Origin of the sequence: Thermosulfurimonas sp. F29 (assembly GCF_019688735.1) — a bacterium.
GTDB lineage: Bacteria > Desulfobacterota > Thermodesulfobacteria > Thermodesulfobacteriales > Thermodesulfobacteriaceae > Thermosulfurimonas_A.
This window is the reverse complement of sequence record NZ_JAIFYA010000002.1, coordinates 25311-41907: the sequence shown is the minus strand read 5'-3', so window position 1 is coordinate 41907 and position 16597 is coordinate 25311. Positions and strand designations below refer to the sequence as shown.

The 16597-nt window shown below is 59.4% G+C and carries 18 protein-coding genes; 1 reads left to right on the top strand and 17 read right to left on the bottom strand.

Annotated features, from left to right (window positions below; genetic code table 11):
* Nucleotides 1-5: 5 nt before the first annotated feature.
* The 13 genes from K3767_RS04760 to K3767_RS04705 form a co-directional block, all read right to left on the bottom strand.
* Complete coding sequence (locus K3767_RS04760; protein WP_221172429.1) at nucleotides 6-620, bottom strand: XTP/dITP diphosphatase; 615 nt, start codon at nucleotides 618-620, stop codon at nucleotides 6-8.
* A complete protein-coding gene (rph, locus tag K3767_RS04755; protein ID WP_221172428.1) occupies nucleotides 617-1324 on the bottom strand; it encodes a ribonuclease PH in 708 nt (235 codons plus the stop codon). Before rph ends, K3767_RS04760 begins: the two co-directional genes overlap by 4 nt.
* Entirely contained in the window at nucleotides 1299-2210 is a 912-nt protein-coding gene (locus K3767_RS04750) for a 4Fe-4S binding protein (protein WP_255592263.1), read from the bottom strand. The genes rph and K3767_RS04750 overlap by 26 nt, the downstream gene beginning before the upstream one ends.
* A complete protein-coding gene (locus K3767_RS12085) occupies nucleotides 2207-2338 on the bottom strand; it encodes a hypothetical protein (protein ID WP_255592262.1) in 132 nt (43 codons plus the stop codon). Before K3767_RS12085 ends, K3767_RS04750 begins: the two co-directional genes overlap by 4 nt.
* Nucleotides 2335-3681 carry a phosphoglucosamine mutase gene (gene glmM / locus K3767_RS04745; protein ID WP_221172427.1) on the bottom strand — a complete coding sequence of 449 codons (1347 nt, stop codon included), beginning with the start codon at nucleotides 3679-3681 and terminating at the stop codon, nucleotides 2335-2337. The genes K3767_RS12085 and glmM overlap by 4 nt, the downstream gene beginning before the upstream one ends.
* Entirely contained in the window at nucleotides 3678-4331 is a 654-nt protein-coding gene (locus tag K3767_RS04740; RefSeq protein WP_221172426.1) for a YbbR-like domain-containing protein, read from the bottom strand. Before K3767_RS04740 ends, glmM begins: the two co-directional genes overlap by 4 nt.
* Complete coding sequence (gene cdaA, locus K3767_RS04735; RefSeq protein ID WP_221172425.1) at nucleotides 4328-5119, bottom strand: diadenylate cyclase CdaA; 792 nt, start codon at nucleotides 5117-5119, stop codon at nucleotides 4328-4330. Before cdaA ends, K3767_RS04740 begins: the two co-directional genes overlap by 4 nt.
* Nucleotides 5116-5958 (bottom strand): dihydropteroate synthase, encoded by an 843-nt coding sequence (gene folP / locus K3767_RS04730; protein WP_221172424.1) that lies wholly within the window; start codon nucleotides 5956-5958, stop codon nucleotides 5116-5118. Before folP ends, cdaA begins: the two co-directional genes overlap by 4 nt.
* Nucleotides 5939-7699: an ATP-dependent zinc metalloprotease FtsH gene (ftsH, locus tag K3767_RS04725; RefSeq protein WP_255592258.1), complete on the bottom strand. Its 1761-nt coding sequence runs from the start codon at nucleotides 7697-7699 to the stop codon at nucleotides 5939-5941. Before ftsH ends, folP begins: the two co-directional genes overlap by 20 nt.
* Before the next feature lie 93 nt (nucleotides 7700-7792).
* Nucleotides 7793-9145 (bottom strand): tRNA lysidine(34) synthetase TilS, encoded by a 1353-nt coding sequence (gene tilS, locus K3767_RS04720; protein WP_221172423.1) that lies wholly within the window; start codon nucleotides 9143-9145, stop codon nucleotides 7793-7795.
* The gene (locus K3767_RS04715; protein ID WP_221172422.1) at nucleotides 9126-9866 is read right to left on the bottom strand and encodes a hypothetical protein; all 741 of its coding nucleotides are present in this window, start codon (nucleotides 9864-9866) and stop codon (nucleotides 9126-9128) included. Before K3767_RS04715 ends, tilS begins: the two co-directional genes overlap by 20 nt.
* A 2-nt stretch (nucleotides 9867-9868) precedes the next feature.
* Nucleotides 9869-11311 (bottom strand): nitrogen regulation protein NR(II), encoded by a 1443-nt coding sequence (locus K3767_RS04710; protein ID WP_221172421.1) that lies wholly within the window; start codon nucleotides 11309-11311, stop codon nucleotides 9869-9871.
* 4 nt (nucleotides 11312-11315) lie between these two features.
* Nucleotides 11316-12665, bottom strand: a complete 1350-nt coding sequence (locus tag K3767_RS04705) for a sigma-54 dependent transcriptional regulator (protein ID WP_221172420.1) — start codon at nucleotides 12663-12665, stop codon at nucleotides 11316-11318.
* A 26-nt stretch (nucleotides 12666-12691) separates the two neighbouring features.
* On the opposite strand from K3767_RS04705, the gene ribD reads away from it, so the two are divergent.
* Nucleotides 12692-13816 carry a bifunctional diaminohydroxyphosphoribosylaminopyrimidine deaminase/5-amino-6-(5-phosphoribosylamino)uracil reductase RibD gene (ribD, locus tag K3767_RS04700; protein WP_221172419.1) on the top strand — a complete coding sequence of 375 codons (1125 nt, stop codon included), beginning with the start codon at nucleotides 12692-12694 and terminating at the stop codon, nucleotides 13814-13816.
* On the opposite strand, the gene coaE is transcribed toward ribD, so the two are convergent.
* The 4 genes from coaE to K3767_RS04680 are packed head-to-tail and all read right to left on the bottom strand — an operon-like array spanning nucleotide 13768 to nucleotide 16561.
* The gene (gene coaE / locus K3767_RS04695) at nucleotides 13768-14367 is read right to left on the bottom strand and encodes a dephospho-CoA kinase (RefSeq protein WP_221172418.1); all 600 of its coding nucleotides are present in this window, start codon (nucleotides 14365-14367) and stop codon (nucleotides 13768-13770) included. The genes ribD and coaE overlap by 49 nt on opposite strands.
* Nucleotides 14355-15290, bottom strand: a complete 936-nt coding sequence (locus K3767_RS04690) for an RluA family pseudouridine synthase (RefSeq protein ID WP_255592256.1) — start codon at nucleotides 15288-15290, stop codon at nucleotides 14355-14357. Before K3767_RS04690 ends, coaE begins: the two co-directional genes overlap by 13 nt.
* Nucleotides 15283-15915 carry an endonuclease III gene (gene nth / locus K3767_RS04685; RefSeq protein ID WP_221172416.1) on the bottom strand — a complete coding sequence of 211 codons (633 nt, stop codon included), beginning with the start codon at nucleotides 15913-15915 and terminating at the stop codon, nucleotides 15283-15285. Before nth ends, K3767_RS04690 begins: the two co-directional genes overlap by 8 nt.
* Nucleotides 15899-16561 carry a hypothetical protein gene (locus tag K3767_RS04680; protein ID WP_221172415.1) on the bottom strand — a complete coding sequence of 221 codons (663 nt, stop codon included), beginning with the start codon at nucleotides 16559-16561 and terminating at the stop codon, nucleotides 15899-15901. The genes nth and K3767_RS04680 overlap by 17 nt, the downstream gene beginning before the upstream one ends.
* Nucleotides 16562-16597: the final 36 nt, after the last annotated feature.

The following is a 16597-nucleotide window of genomic DNA, read 5'->3' as shown; positions in this document are numbered from 1 at the left end:
ATATTTTAAAGGCCCCTGAGAAATTCGGGAAGCATTTCCCGCAAAGCGGCAAGCGCCCGACCTCTATGACTGAAACGGTTCTTCGTCTCCGGGGAAAGCTCCGCCACGGTCCTGGTGAAATCAAACTCCACCGGTAAAAACACCGGATCGTAACCAAACCCCTGGTTCCCCCGGGGCTCCTCCGCAATAAGCCCCTCCCACACCCCCTCGGCCTTTATCCAGCGCCCCGAGGGATGGTAAACGATGATCACGCACCTGAACCGGGCCGTCCGGTTTTCCCGGGGCACACCCTTCATCTCCTCAAGGAGCCTGCGAATGTTGTCCTCGTCGGTGGCCTCCGGACCGGCGTAACGGGCGGAACGGACCCCCGGAGCCCCGCCCAGTGCGTCCACCTCTATCCCGGAATCATCAGCCAGAGCCAGATGACCGGTGGCAAGTGCCCAGTGTCTGGCCTTGAGAAAGGCATTGTCAAAAAAGGTCTCCCCCACCTCCTTCGGGGCGGGGACCTCCGGAAAATCCCTGGAGGTAAGAATCCGGAGGGGTAAATCCCTCAAAAGAGAGGAAAGCTCCCGAATCTTCCCCTCGTTTCCCGTGGCCAGAACCAGAGTCTTCCTCCTCATGACAGAACCTCTCTCTGCAAAGAGATTAGCTTATCTATAGCCCGTGCGGCCAGGGTTTTCATTTCTTCCAGCCTCCCCCAGGAAAAAGGCCCTTTCTCTCCGGCAACCTGAATCTCAACCCAGTCCCCATTTTCAGCCATAACGAAATTGGCGTCAACTTCCGCCACCGCATCCTCTTCAAAGGAAAGATCCACGAGGATCTCCCCTCCCACCACTCCGCAACTTATAGCTGCAAGATAACTTCTTATCGGATCACGCTCAAGAACCCCCCTCTCAAGAAGTCTCCTCACCGCGAGCTTCAGGGCCACGAAGGCCCCGGTTATGGCCGCGGTGCGGGTACCTCCGTCGGCCTGAAGCACATCACAGTCCACCCACAGGGTCCTCTCCCCCAGGGCCTGTAGGTCCACCACCGACCGCAGACTCCTTCCTATGAGTCTCTGGATCTCCTGGGAACGCCCCCTGCGCCCGAAGACCTCCCGGGGGGTGCGTGTCTCGGTAGCCCGGGGTAAAAGCGCATATTCCGCGGTGATCCACCCGCAACCGGTATCCCTGAGAAAGGGAGGAACCTTCTCCTCCACCGAAACCGCACAGAGGACCTTCGTATCCCCCAGCTCGAAAAGACAGGAGCCCTCGGCATACTTCAAAAACCCGGGAATAATCTTAACCGGACGAATCTCCTCAGGAGTCCTTCCGTCGGGACGCATGTCTCTTTTCTGCTACAGAAAGGGGCATAAGGTCAAGTCCGGTTTCCAGACGAAATGATGCCTTAAGAGAAATTGAATGGGTAGGACACGAGCTTAGACAATTTAAACACCGAATGCATTCCCCCGAATTTATTTCTCCGGGGATCTTCAGTTCCATGGGACATACATTTTCACAGATTCCGCAAAAAATGCAACTATCTTCCTCCCATCTTAAGCGAAACAGACTCAATTTATTGAATATACCATAGATAAGACCCAGAGGGCAAAAAATTTTGCAAAAAAACCGGAGATGCAGTACAGAACCCACCACAATTAAAGTTAGCACCAAAACCTTCCAGTAAAATATGAAGCCTATCAGTGCTCTGAGTTGGGGTACCAGAAGGAGGCTGGGAACTCCCGCCTCAAGGGTGCCGGCGGGGCAGAAGATCCGGCAAAACCAGACTTCGCCGTAGCCGGTGGCCCCTTTATGGAGAAAGGGCAGGCCAAGAACCAGAATAAAAAAAAGTCCCCATTTGAGTACTCTCGCCCGGCGCGGGAGTGAGATTTTGGGGAGGGGGAGACGATAAAACATCTCCTGAATAAATCCGAAGGGGCATATCCAGCCGCAGACGAAACGCCCCAGAAGAAGTCCGTAAAAAAGAAGGCTTCCCAGCAGATAGAGTCCCCCCCTTACGGCCACTTCGGGAAGGGTCCGGAGGGTGGCCATTACATGCTGAAGGATACCCAGGGGACAGGCCATGAGGGCCGCCGGACAGGAATAACAGTTGAGACCGGGGAAACAGATGTTTTTAAGTCTTCCGGTGTATATGCCCCCCTTCAGCAGGAAACCCAGGTAGGAATTGACCCAGACCGCGATCAGGAACTGAATGAAGTTCCTCTTTTTCACTGAAGCCCCATGCAGGAGAGACACAGGGTAGCCGCCCGGGAGAACACAAAGTGATACCCTCCGGCAAGGATCCCCGCGATCAAAGCCCCGGCGGCAAGCCACCAGAGGACCCCGGGCTTGAGCCTCATCCCAGAACTCTCCTTATGTGCTCGGCGATCTCCTCGGCCAGCGTCTCGATGAGGTCCCGATCCTCCCCCTCCACCATTATCCGATACTTGGGTTCGGTGCCGGAGGCCCGGACCAGCACGCGTCCCCTGTCCCCGAGCTCCCTCTCCGCCCTGGCCAGGCGTTCGGGAAGCCCGTCGATTTCCGAAAGGGGCCGTTTCTCCCGTACTCTGACATTCTTTAACACCTGGGGAACCCGCTCGAAAAGGTCCAGGATCTCGGAGGCGGGACGGTTCTTTCTCCTGAGGACCGCCAGCACCCTTAGCGCGGTAAGAATCCCGTCTCCGGTGGTGGCCTGATCCAGGAAAACAATATGCCCCGACTGTTCACCTCCAAGCAGATAGCCCCCCCGGCGCATTTCCTCAACCACATATCTATCTCCCACGGGGGCCCTTATCAGGCGTATGCCCCGGGAGGCCAGAAACCGCTCAAGCCCCATATTGCTCATCACCGTGCCCACCACGGTGTCACCCCACAGGGACTCCCTCTCCTTCAAATGTACCGCCAGGCAGGCCAGGAGATAATCACCGTCCACGGAACGGCCCTTTTCGTCCACCAGAACCAGACGATCTCCGTCTCCGTCAAAGGCCAGGCCAAGGTGAGCCTCCTCCTCGAGGACCCTTTGCTTAAGGGTCTCCGGATAAAGTGCACCGCATTCCCGGTTTATATTGATCCCGTTGGGATTGCAGCCCATCCGCACCACCGTGGCCCCCAGTTCCTCGAAAAGTTCCGGAGCCACCCGATAGGTGGCTCCGTGAGCACAATCCACCACGATCTTCAATCCCTCGAGATCCAGATCCTCCGGAAAGGCCCTCTTCAGATAAACCATGTATCGGCCCCGGGCATCCTCGATCCGGTAGGCCCTGCCGATCCCCTCTCCCCGGGCTCGAAGCTCCTCCAGGGATGGATCCTCCATGAGGGCTTCGATGCGACCCTCGAGCTCGTCCGAAAGCTTAAAGCCGTCGGCACCGAAGATCTTGATCCCGTTGTCGTAAAAGGGATTGTGAGAGGCGGAAATCATCACCCCGGCCTCGGCCCGGAGATCCCGGGTGAGAAAGGCCACCGCCGGGGTGGGGAGAGGCCCCACCAGCCAGGCCTCCGCCCCCATGGAAAGAACCCCGGAGGCCAGGGCCATCTCCAGCATATATCCGGAAAGACGGGTATCCTTCCCTATAATGATTCTCCGATGGCGTCCTTTATTCCGGAAAAGATATCCCACAGCCAGACCCACCCGCAGGGCCACCTCCGGGGTCATGGGATGGCAATTGGCTTCTCCCCGGATGCCGTCCGTACCGAAAAGATTCATGGAGACTCCCTCCTCACAACAACTTTTATCCAGACCCGATTGGGCTTTATATCTATAACCCCATCCGGGACCTCCAGGAAGACCTCCGTCTCAAAGGATTCCTTTTTATGAGAAACATCCACCGGTAAGGTGGAAATGGTCTCTATCCTCCGAAGAATCTGGCGGGCCCCCCGGACCTTCACACTCGGGGGCCTGATTTGTACGGCCGTCACCAGGTAGCCCTCCTCCGGGCGCCCCTTCAACTCCGGGGTAACCCTGACCCATCTCTCCACCACACGATCCAGAAAAACCTCCACCCGGGGAGGATTGATCTCCTGAACCTTGAGCCCGGAAGGGAGGTGTATGATTTTGTTGGACAGCCGGATCCGGTGTCTCCCGGGGGAAAGATGGGCGAGATTCAGGGAGACAACCAGGGGATGATCCGGTAGAAATCGAAGCAGACTCCTCGGCCCCACCACCTTTACCCTGACCAGAGCGGGCTCACTCTGAACAAGCACCGTGCCGGGAGGAACGTTTCGATAAACGATCCGGATGGGTATTTCCTGGCTGACCTTTTCCTGGAGGGCCACGAAAAACCAGAGAAGTGAGGCAAAAAAAAGGGCCAGAAACTTTAACAAAAGGTTTTCGTGTTTCTTTTTCCACTTCCTCATTTAAAGATTCTCCTCCTCCACCAGGGCTCCACGGAGTGAAATCCCAGGAGCTCCGAAAGCATGCGTCGGAGGGTGGCAGGGGAGATCTCACGGGTGATCTTTCCCCCCACGGCCAGCGAAATGGCCCCGGTCTCCTCGGAGACCACCACGGCCACCGCGTCACTCAGCTCGGTGATCCCGATAGCCGCACGATGTCTGGTTCCCAGCCCCCGACCGATCATGGGGTTGGTGGAAAGGGGGAGGATGACCCCGGCCGCCACCACCCGGTTTTCTCTTATGAGCACCGCTCCGTCGTGAAGGGGGGAGGAGGGATTAAAAATACTCACCAGTAGATCCCGACTGACCCGGGCCTCGAGGGGGGTGCCGGATTCCACAAACTCATTAAGCCCGGCTTCTCTCTCAAAGACCATGAGCGCACCTATCCTCTTCTCCGCAAAGATCTCTACCGCCTTGACCACCTCCTCTATCACCTGAGAGTATTCGGTCTGAACCTTCACAAAAGGAGAACGGCCCATGTGAATAAGGGCTCGACGGATATCCTCCTGAAATATGATCACCACCACCAGGAAGATGGAGGACATAAAGGTCCCCAGCAACCAGTGCAGGGTGAGCAATTTCAGCTGATCGGCCACAAAATACATTACCACAATGATGGCCAGCCCCGCAGCCATTTGAACCGCTCGGGTGCCTCGAATGAGTAGAAGAAGTCGATAAAGCAGGTATGCCACAATGGAAATGTCCACGATATCCTGCCAGCGCAGGAACTTCCAGGGGGGCCAGAGGGTCATATCCTCTCCCGGAGATGATCTATCACGGCCAGGGCCTCCCGGCACCAGGCCACATTGTGAACCCGCACCAGATCCGCTCCGGACAGGGCCAGAAACACCACCGTGGCCACCGTCCCGATGTCCCGCTCCCGGGCCTCCTTTTTGAGTATCTCCCCGAGAAAGGCCTTTCGAGAGGGACCGTAAAGCACGGGATAACCGAGCTCCCTGAAGGCCCGCACGGCCCTGAGAAGGGCCAGATTGTCCTCGAAGCGCTTGCCGAACCCTATTCCGGGATCCACAATGATTCCCTGGGGAGGTACCCCCAGGGACCGGACCAGCTCGGCTCTCTCCCGCAGGAATTCCCGGATCTCGCGCACAGGATCCTCGTAGCGGGGATCAATCTGCATGGTCTGGGGGGTGCCCTTCATGTGCATGAGAACCACCGGAGGACGGTGACGGCGAATAACCTCCGTCATCCCCGGATCGAAACGGAGAGCACTAACATCGTTTACGATGTCCGCTCCGGCGGAAAGGGCCTCCTCGGCCACCCGGGCCTTGTAGGTATCCACCGAAATTGGAATCTCCGGGAAGCGTTGCCTCACGGCCTCGATCACCGGGATGACCCGGCGCAACTCCTCCTCCTCGGATACGGGCTCGGCAAAGGGACGAGTGGATTCCCCGCCGATATCCAGAATGTCCGCCCCGTCCTCTATGAGTCGCTCGGCCTGTCTTAACGCCGCCTCCGGGTGATAAAAACTCCCCCCGTCCGAAAAGGAATCCGGGGTTACATTGAGAATTCCCATTATGTAAGTGCGTAAGCCCCACCTGAAAATCTTCCCCCTAACCCGGAAATACCCCATTTTTTAACGGCTCCAGATCGGAAAGGAGTTTTTTCAGAGTCTCTCCATCCAGGGTTTCTTCCTCAAGCAGAGTCTCTGCCAGGATGTGAAGATACTTAATATGTTTGCCGAGCAACTCTCGGTCTTTCTCATAACACTTTCGCACAATGTTTTCCACCTCTTTGTCAATCTTTCGAGCTGTTTCCTCACTATATCCTCTCATATCAAAACATCCCCGAGCTATATGACCGAGATAGTCTCCGGAGGGAAACACCAGCGGTCCCAGGTTATCACTCATACCCCACTCGCAGACCATTTTGCGAGCGATCTCCACGGCCTTCTCCAGATCGTCGCCGGCTCCGGTGGAGGCCTGACCGAACACATATTCCTCGGCAACTCGACCCCCGAGAAGGATCATGATCTTTTTGATGAGATAATCCCGGGGATATACATGTCTCTCGTCAATAGGGAGCTGCTGCAGAACCCCCAGCGTGCGGGAACGGGGAATGATGGAAACCTTGTAAATGGGATCCACCCCGGGCAGGAGATACGCTATAAGGGCGTGACCCGCCTCGTGATAGGCGGCCAGCTGCTTCTCCTCCTCGGTGATGATGATACCTTTCCTTTCCCTTCCGAGAAGGATCTTATCCTTGGCCCTTTCTATATCTTCCATGTCCACCCTGTCTTTGCCCTGGCGGGCCGCCAGCAAAGCCGCTTCGTTCAAAAGATTGGCCAGATCCGCTCCGGTAAATCCCGGGGTGCTTTTAGCCACCACGGCCAAATCCACATCAGGAGCCAGGGGGATCCGGCGGGCATGAACCCTCAATATTGCCTCCCGCCCCCTGAGATCCGGAGGAGGCACCTCCACCCTTCGATCGAAACGGCCCGGCCTCAAGAGCGCAGGATCCAGAATATCCGGGCGATTGGTGGCGGCAATGACCACGATTCCATCCTGAGATTCAAATCCATCCATTTCCACCAGGAGCTGATTCAGGGTCTGTTCCCTTTCCTCATGCCCCCCTCCCGCCGCGGCCATACGATGCCGTCCCACCGCATCGATCTCGTCAATAAAAATGATGCAGGGACAGTACTTCTTGGCCTGTACGAAGAGGTCCCGTACCCGGGCCGCCCCTACCCCCACGAAAACCTCCACAAAATCCGAACCACTGATACTGAAGAAGGGAACACCGGCTTCCCCCGCTATCGCCCTGGCCAGGAGAGTCTTCCCCGTGCCGGGAGGACCCACCAGAAGAATGCCCTTCGGCATACGCCCCCCCAGACGGGTAAATTTGTGGGGATCTTTCAGGAATTCCACCACCTCCCGCAACTCCTCCTTGGCCTCCTCCACCCCGGCCACATCCTGAAAACTGACCTTTACCTCCTCCGGTCGAATCAGACGGGCCCGACTCCGCACAAAGGAAAAAAACTGAGAAGGAAAGGATACCGGCCGGCGATTGAAAATCAAAAATAACACCCCAACCAGCACACCCCCTAACAAAATCCAGCCCCAGAACGGTATCCCCCTGGGCTCTCCCTCCAGATAAATCTTCACCAGATAGCGTCTGAGAAAAGGAATAAAATCCGGATTGTTCGGCTTGTAGAAGATATATTTGTGTCCCCTTACATCACGAGCCTCTACCCGCGAACCGTGAATGTGTACCTCCTCTATGTGCCCGCTCCGAACCTCTTCCAGAAAAGCATTGTAACTAATATTGGCAGGTTCCGGAGAATTGAAAAACAGGATTATCAGTATAAGTAACAACAGGAAACTAACAAATCCTATCCCCTGCCAGAAACTATTCAGGCTAACTTCCCTCCCTTACTATCTCGATACATTGTATAGTTTTTTGGGGAATCAGGCAAGTTTCCGGAAAATCAAACAGAGAAACTCCTCCCCCTCCAGGGGCTCAAAACCTGGATGGCGGTAACAACCCGGTATGGCCACGATACGGCCCTCCATTTCCACGAGAGGCCAGGCATCCCTTTCCTCGGGATCCAGACCCAGCTCCCACAGGAACTTTTTTAGCTTCTGGTGCCCGACCCCAGGACGGTAAATCCGATCTCCGGGCCGGCGGTTGCGAAGGACCAGGGGAAAAGAACCCCTGATCCTCACCGCCTCCGGCGGACAATCCCCTCCCGAACGCACCTCCACCCGCCAGCCTCCGGGAAGCTCGTACTCTCCGGAGGATTCGATTACCAGCCGAAAGGGTTCGACCCGTGGAAGGGCCCGGGAAAGGATCCTTATCCTTCCGGGGGCCCTCCGGGCCACGAATCCTCCGGGAAGGGACACCGGCCCCCGGGCCTTTCCGGAAAGAAGCCCCTCTAGGGCCTCGAGCTGGCTCCGCCTCACCCGCATGAGGGGCACCCCGGCCTCCCCCAGGGCCTTCCAGAAGACCCTGCGCCTCAGGGCCACCGGAAGATCCCGCAGAACCGGCACGGATAGGGCGATCTCCTTTTCTCTGAGACGGGCCCTCTGATAGGCCTCCCGGGTCAGATCCTCGATGAGTTCCTCCTCCTCGGCCAGGATAAGGGCGGTGCGGCGGAGATTCTCCCGAACCCGGGAGTGAAAATGCCTCTCCAGAAAGGGAATGAGCAGATGCCGGACCCGGTTGCGGAGGAAACGCACATCCCGATTGGTCTCGTCCTCCCTCCAGTCGAGACCTCTGGCCAGGGCGAAATCCCGGATCTCTTCCCGGGTGACCAGAAGGAGCGGTCTCACGATGTACCCCTCGCGTTTTACGGGAATACCCGCAAGTCCCCGCCTTCCCGCACCCCGCAGAAACCTGAGCAGCACCTCCTCGGCGAGATCGTCGGCCTGATGGGCCAGGGCGATCTTCTGAAGGTCGAGATTCCGGCGCAACCTCTCGAAAAAACGATACCGGAGTTCCCTTCCGGCCATCTCCAGGCTCAGCCCCTCTCTCCGGGCGTATTCCCGCACCGGTCCCACCCCGTAAATGAAGGGGAGGCCCTTTTCCCGTACCCTGCGATACACGAAGAGGGCGTCCTCCAGGGAGCCCCTGCGCAGGCGATGGTCGTAATGGGCCACCCAGAGCTTCAAGTCGTACTCCCGGGCCAGCAACCAGAGCACCTCCAGAAGGACCACGGAGTCCACCCCCCCGGACACGGCCACCAGGACCCGGTCCCCGGGGGAAAACAACCCGTAACGCTCGATGGCCCGGCGAACCTTTCTAAGAAGTGAGGTCTTCAAGGATCTTCCGTGCCTCTCCGGTGTGACGGCTATAGGCCTCCTTGGCCAGGTGCAGAAGCGCCCCGCTCACCTTTTTCCAGGGTGGCAATCCCTCCAGGTCGAGAAAACGGCTCCTCGGAAGAGGGACCGGCCGAAACCGCAACCGCTCTTCAAGTCCCCTCCCGGTCTCCTCCCCCTGCACGGGGACAGCCAGTTCCGAGGGACGCTCCCCTTCCAGGGACCGGAAAAAGCCGAAAATACTTCCCAGATCGTATTCCCGGTGGAATTCCTCTATGTCCTCGTTAATCCTTCTGGCCCACACCTCCAGAGCACGGAGCTTTTTCTGATATTCCGGAAGCCCGGTCACCAGTCTCTTGTAGGTGTCCTCAAAAAGACGCAGAAACTTCCCCTTGGAGGTGAATCCCCGAGTCCGGAGCGTCCGAAAGAGCCTCTTTCTTATGGTGGGAGAATAAACCAGGTATTCGTCGTGGTAAGAACGCACGGATTTTCCGGTGATCTCCTCGAACCGGCGCACCAGATCCTCGTCCTTGAGCATAAAGATGAGTCTTACGATCTCCCTCAGGATCTTTTCCTCCTCCTTTTCGAACTCCTTGAGCTCCCGGAGATACTCCTCGATTTCCTCCTCGAGCACCTTGCGGTGGGTAAAGTATCTCTCGGCAATCTCGCGCCTGACCTCGAGGGAGAGGCTTTCCGCCAGATCCTCGAAACCGTCCTGCAACATCCTCACCCCTCCACCGGAATTCGGACCTCCACCACCGTGCCCGCCCCCTCCCGGGAGGTTACCCGCAGATCTCCCTTTAGATTTTCCACAATTCGATAAACAACCGCAAGCCCGAGTCCCGTGCCCCGGGGTTTGGTGGTGAAAAAGGGTTCAAACATTCGGGCCCGTATCTCGGACGGGATCCCCGGACCGTAGTCCCTGATCCGGAAACGATGGAAATCCCGCCCGGGCTCCATCTCCACCTCCACCCAGGGTCTTCCCGTGTGAAGGGAGGCCTCGGCGGCGTTGCGCAGGAGATTCTCGAAGATCTGACGCCACTGCTCCCTATTGGCCTTTACCCTCACTTCCGGGACCCGCATCCGCACCTCCACCTGGGCGAAGAGGTCCTGATTGGCCTGTATTATCTCCTCAAAAAGGGCCCTCACCTCGAATTCCTCCCGCTCGCCCCTCTCCGGCCGGGCAAAGAAGAGGAAGTTGTTCACCAGGCGATTGAGGCGTTCGCTCTCCCGGGAGATCACCTCCAGTATGGGAGCGAGTTCCTCCACCCCCCGGAGATTCTCCCGGAGAAACTCTATCCCCCCGCTTATGGTGGCCAGGGGATTCTTGATCTCGTGAATGAGCCCCGCGGCCATGGTCCCCAGAGAGGCCAGCCTCTCGGCCTCGCGCAGGCGTTCCTCCCTCCGCCGGGCCTCGGTAATGTCCTGAAAGAGAAAACCCCAGCCTAGGATCCGGGATCCCTTCCGCAGGGGAAACAGGGAATAGCCCAGAATTTTTTCCCCGTGCCGGAACTCTCCCCTTCCGGAAACCGGAACTATCTCCGGGGAAAGCAGTTCCCGAAGCCCCTGTCCACGCTGCAGCTTCCCGAGGATCTCCTCGGCCCGGGGATTCCAGGAAAGCACCCGTAGCTCCGGATCCAGAAACACGAGCCCCGCCGAAAGGGAGGAAAGGAGATACCTCTGGATGTCCTCCTGCCGGGCCAGTTCCGAATGGAGCCGGGAAAACTTAAGGGCCAGAAAGCCGGTAAGCCCCAGGGCCCCCAGATAGACAAAAAAGTAAAGCCAGTCGGTAAAATCGAGCGTCCCGTCCCGCAGGACAAAGAAATAGACCAGAATTCCCAGGGCAACGAGGGTAACCCGATCCGCTCTTGCGGAGTCCCCCGAAAGGGCCGTCTCCAGCGGCGGAAGGAAAACGAGAAAGATCAGGGGGCTTTCCCGTCCCCCGGTAAAGTAGAGAAGCAGGGTAACCAGGGAAAAGTCGAGGATTTTGCCGAGCCAGAAGGTCAGCGACTCTCCGGAAGAACTCCGAATCTGCCGGAAGAGCAATCCCGAAAAAGCCAGAATGTAGGCCACCAGGAAGTATAAAAGGTAAAACCTCTCCAGCTTAAAGACGAACAGAGCCACGAAAACGGAGAGCAACAGGCGTATCCACAGGGAAAGGGTCACCATCTCTCTATCCCAGGCCGTATTTCTGGAGCCGATAACGGAGGGATCGGACCGAAAGCCCGAGGAGCCGGGCCGCCTCTTCCCGGTGGCCTCCGGTGCGCCTCAGGGCCTCCTGGAGCAGCTTCTTTTCGATTCCGGCCAGGAATTCCTCCAGATCGAGGCCCTCAGGGGGGAGACGGACCTCCGCTCCGGTTTGAGGGGTATCCCGATCCGGCCTCAAAGTGAGGGTCTCGGGAAGGATCAGGGGCCCGGTCTCCAGCGCCACCGAGCGCTCGATGATGTTCTCGAGCTCCCGCACATTGCCCGGAAAGTCGTACTCCATCAGGGCCCTGAGGGCGTATTCCGAGATGCCGATCCCGCTCTTTCCCAGCTTCTCCGCGTACTTCCTGAGAAAGTGCTCCACGAGAAGGGGGATGTCCTCCCGGCGTTCCCTCAGGGGAGGAAGGTGCACCGAGAGGACATTCAGCCTGAAGTAGAGGTCCTGCCGGAAACGCCCGGCCCTGACCTCCTCCTCGAGATTCTTGTTGGTGGCCGAGATTATGCGCACATCCACCCGGATCTCTCCGGTGCTTCCCAGGGGGGTGAAGGTCTTGTACTCCACCACCCGGAGGAGTTTCACCTGGAGTTCGGGCGGAAGATCCCCGATTTCGTCAAGGAAGATCGTCCCGCCGTGGGCCTGAGCGAAGAGCCCGGGTTTATCGTGTTTCGCCCCGGTAAAGGCCCCGGCCTTGTAGCCGAAAAGCTCCGACTCCAAAAGCGACGCAGGGATCCCCCCGCAGTTCACCACCACGAAGGGTTTTTCCGCACGGGGGGAGAGACGGTGAATGGCGCGGGCCACCAGTTCCTTTCCCGTACCGGACTCACCGGTAATCAGCACATTGCTTTCGGCCCGGGCAATCTTGGGAAGCAGGGCGAAGAGCCTGCGCATAGCCGGGCTTCGCCCCACTATGCCCATGAATTCCTGAGGAGGAGCCTCCGCGGGGGGGAATCGTCGCAGGGCCTCCTTGAGTTTCCGGCGCAGGTCCTCCAGACGAAAGGGTTTGGGCAGGTAATCGTAGGCTCCCTCCCTCTTGGCCCTTACCGCCGAATCCAGGGAGGCGTAGGCCGTTATGACTATGACCGGGGTTTCCCGACCCTCACGCCTGAGTCTCTCCAGAAATTCCAGCCCCCCCATCTCCGGCATCCGGAGATCCAGAAGGATGAGGTCCGGTTCTTCCCGTTCGAGGATCTTCAGGGCCTCCGTGCCGTCGCCGGCAATAAGCACCCGATAGCCTTCCTTCTCCAGAAAGAGCTGAAGGAACCTCTGAAAGCTCTGATCGTCGTCCACGATCAGGATCCGGGGGCTTTCCGAAGACATCAAAGTCTATTATAAGCAAATTCGTCATGAAAGACGACCGTTTTTACATGCGGGAGGCCCTGCGCGAGGGTCGGAAGGGTCTCGGGCGCACCAGCCCCAATCCTCCGGTGGGAGCCGTGGTGGTGGATCCGGAAACCGGAGGGATCGTGGCCCGCGGGTATCACCGACGGGCCGGGGAACCGCACGCCGAGGTGGAGGCCCTGAGACGGGCCGGGGAGCGGGCCCGCGGGGCCACCCTCTATGTAACCCTCGAGCCCTGCAACCACCACGGCCGCACCCCTCCCTGCACCGAGGCCATCCTTGCGGCCGGCATCCGCCGGGTGGTTGCGGGAACCAGGGATCCCAATCCGAAAGCCCGCGGAGGGCTCGAATACCTCCGGAGCCGGGGCCTTGAGGTCCGGGCCGGAGTGCTCGAGAGGGAATGCCGTTATCTCTGCCGATTTTTTCTGAAACGGGTCCTCACCGGAGTCCCCTGGGTGATCCTCAAGGTGGCCGCAAGTCTTGACGGCCGCATCGCCACCCGCACCGGGGACTCCAGGTGGATCACCGGGGAGGAGGCCCGCCGCCACACCCACCGCCTGAGGGACCTCTGCGATGCCATCCTGGTGGGCAAAAACACCGTCCTTGCCGACGATCCCGAGCTCACCTGCCGCATCCCGGGAGGCCGGAACCCCATAAGGATCGTTCTCGACACCCGTCTGCGTCTTTCCCCGGAATTCAAAGTTTTTAAAACCGCCCGGGAGGTGCCCACCTGGATCGTCTGCGGGGAGGGGGCCGATCCCGAAAGGGAAAGGGTTTTTAAAGCCCTGGGGGTGGAGGTCATTCGCGTTCCGGAGAAGGCCGGGCGGGTGGACCTCGGAGCCCTCCTTGAAGCACTTTCTAAGCGGGAAATCCTTTCGGTGCTGGTGGAGGGCGGGGGCGAGGTCCACGGGGCTTTCCTGGACGAGGGGCTGGCGGATGAAATCTTCTTCTTCGTGGGGCCGGTGATCATCGGCGGGAAGGAAGCCCCGCAGGCGGTGGCCGGAAAAGGCCCGGCCAGGCTTTCACAGGCCCTCTGGCTTAAAGATCTCCGTATAAAACGCCTCGGGAATTCCCTCCTCCTTCACGGACTCTCGGAGGCGGGCCTCCGCATCCTGGAGAGCACCTCCTGAAGCTCCCGCCGAAGTTCTTCAGGGGGCTTTTCCGAGGAAAACACGCGGTGGGCCCTCTTTATCTTTTCGGAAAGCGCCAATTGACTCCGGAGAAGCCCCTCCACGAGCGCCGGATCCTCAAGTCTCTTAAGAAGCCGCTTTCTCTGCAGGGCCTCTCCGCAGGCCACCACCCAGACCTCGTCGAAGAGCCCCTCCCAGCCGGCCTCAAAGAGAAGGGGTATCTCGGCAAAGACCAGATCGGCTCCGGAGTGGCTCTCAAAGAAGGCAAGAAGCTCCTTTCTAACAAGCGGGTGAAGCAGGGCCTCCAGTTTCCGCCGGAGGACCTCGTCGCAGACGATTCGTGCGAGAATTTGCCGGCGATCGAGGGTCCCGTCGGCTCTTACGGCCCAGGGGCAGAGGGCCTTCACCCTCCGGTGGGCCTCCCCGCCGGGAGCGATGAGCCTCCTTACCGCCTCGTCGGCCGAAAAGACGGGATGGCCGAGGTCCTTAAGAATGGCGAGAAGGGTGGTCTTCCCGGTGGCCGGGCCCCCGGTGACGGCTACTTTCCGCAAGCCCTTAACTCCTCAAGAAGTTTTTCGAAATCGGGAGGCGGCGGGGCCTCGAAGGAGAGTTTCTCCCCGGTTACGGGATGTTCAAAGGCCAGACGCCAGGCGTGAAGCATCTGCCTTTCGGCCTTCGGACCCTGAGGACGCCTCCCCCCGTAAAGGGGATCCCCCACGATGGGGTGGCCGATGTGGGAGAGGTGAACCCGGATCTGGTGGGTGCGGCCGGTATAGGGACGGACTTCGAGCAGGGCCGCCCGCCGGAAGGCCTCCCGCACCCGGTAAAAGGTCTCGGCCTCGCGTCCCCGGGGGGCCCCGGCCATCATCCTCTTGCGGTGCACGGGATGCCGGCCTATGGGCGCGTTTATCTTCCCGGCCCGGGGCTCCGGCACCCCGTGGACCAGGGCCAGGTACCACTTCTCCACCGCCCGGCCCTTGAACATGGCGGTGAGGGCGAGATGCGCCCGGTCGTTCTTGGCCACCACCATGAGGCCGGAGGTATCCTTGTCCAGCCGATGCACGATTCCCGGGCGCAGCTCCCCCCCTATCCCGGAAAGACCGGAAAGCCTCCGGAGGAGACCGTGCACCAGAGTGCCCCCGGCGTGCCCGGCTCCGGGATGCACCACCACCCCCGGGGGCTTCACGATCACGGCCAGGTCCCGGTCCTCGTAAAGGATCTCAAAGGGCACCTCCTCGGGCTCGAGCCGGATCCTTTCCGGCGGGGGGACCCGGACCGTGATCTCCTCCCCGGCCCTCACCGGCCGGGAGGCCTTGAGCTTCTTCACCCCCGGGATCTCAACCAGGCCGCAGGCCAGGAGTTTCTTTACCCGCGAGCGGGTAAGCTCCGGTATTTTTCCGGAAAGGAAGACATCCAGGCGTTCGCCGGCGGCCTCCGGTTCGACTATTAAATGAAAAATCCTCTCCTCAGGCAAGATGTTCCCCGGCCGAGGGACAGAGGTCTTTAACCGGGCACCTCTCGCACTTCGGCTTCCTGGCGGTGCAGACCTTCCGGCCGTGGGCCTGAAGGACATAGGGGATCACGGCCCAGTCCTCCCGGGGGATAAGGGCCATAAGGTCCCGCTCGATCTTTTCGGGGTCCTTTTCCCGGGAAAGCCCCAGCCGGTGGGCCAGCCGCCTTACATGGGTGTCCACCGGAATTCCCTCCACTATGCCGTAGGCGTTGGCCAGCACGATGTTGGCGGTCTTGCGGGCCACTCCCGGAAGCTCGAGCAGGGCCTCCATGTTTTTCGGGACCTCGCCGCCGTGTTTTTCCACCAGGATCCGGCAGGCCTCCTTGATGTATCTGGCCTTCTGCTGGTAAAACCCCGTGGCCCGGATGTCCTGAGCCAGTTCCTCGAGATCGGCCTCGGCAAAGGCCCGGGCGTCGGGATACTTCCTGAAAAGCTCCGGGGTGACCCGGTTCACCCGCTCGTCCGTGCACTGGGCCGAAAGGATGGTGGCGATAAGGAGCTGCAGGGGATTTTCGAAGCGCAGGGCTATGCGGGCGTCGGGATAGGCCTTCTTCAGTCTCTCAAGGATCTCAAGCTCCCTTCTCATGGCTCAGGCTGGCCTTGAGGTGTCGGAAAAGCTCCTCCGGGAACCCCTCCTTTTCGGGGATCTCGAGCCTCTCGAATTCTCCCGGATAGGCCCTTTCTCCGGCCTCCCTGGCCCGGTTGATGAGGCGGGCGCTCAGGGTGGGCCTTAAGGCCTCGCTCGAGAGGAAAAAGAGGAGAAGTCGCCTGAAAAGGGCCTCATCGTAGGGGGCAAGCACCTTTCCCCCGGCGAGCTTGTCTTCAAGCTCGTAGCAGAGGTTCTTTAGCTGGTTTAAAAGCGGGATCTTAATCTGGGACTGGACCTGCTCCTCAAGGTGGATGTATTCCAGGGCCAGTCGCCCGTACTCCGCAAGCGCAAAGTCCCGCATGAGGAGGTGTTCCCGGAACCATTCCGAGAACCTGGTCCGGAGGTAGTCCACCAGACTCATGAAATCCACCTGGGAGCGCTGGAGACGCAGATCCTCCGGCGAGATACCGGCGACCGCGGCGATCCTCTCCAGGGAAAGGGTCCCGGTGTAGATGTGAAGCAGGGCCGCAAGATAGTGCCTGTCCGAGAAGGCCACCGGTTTGCCCATGATGGTGTCCTGGGGCCCGCGCCTCCGGTAACGCTCGAGCGCCGCCTCCACCCAGGCCGAAGTGAAGTAACCCATTCCCCTTTACCCCTTCCGGTTTGAATCCAAGTTTAT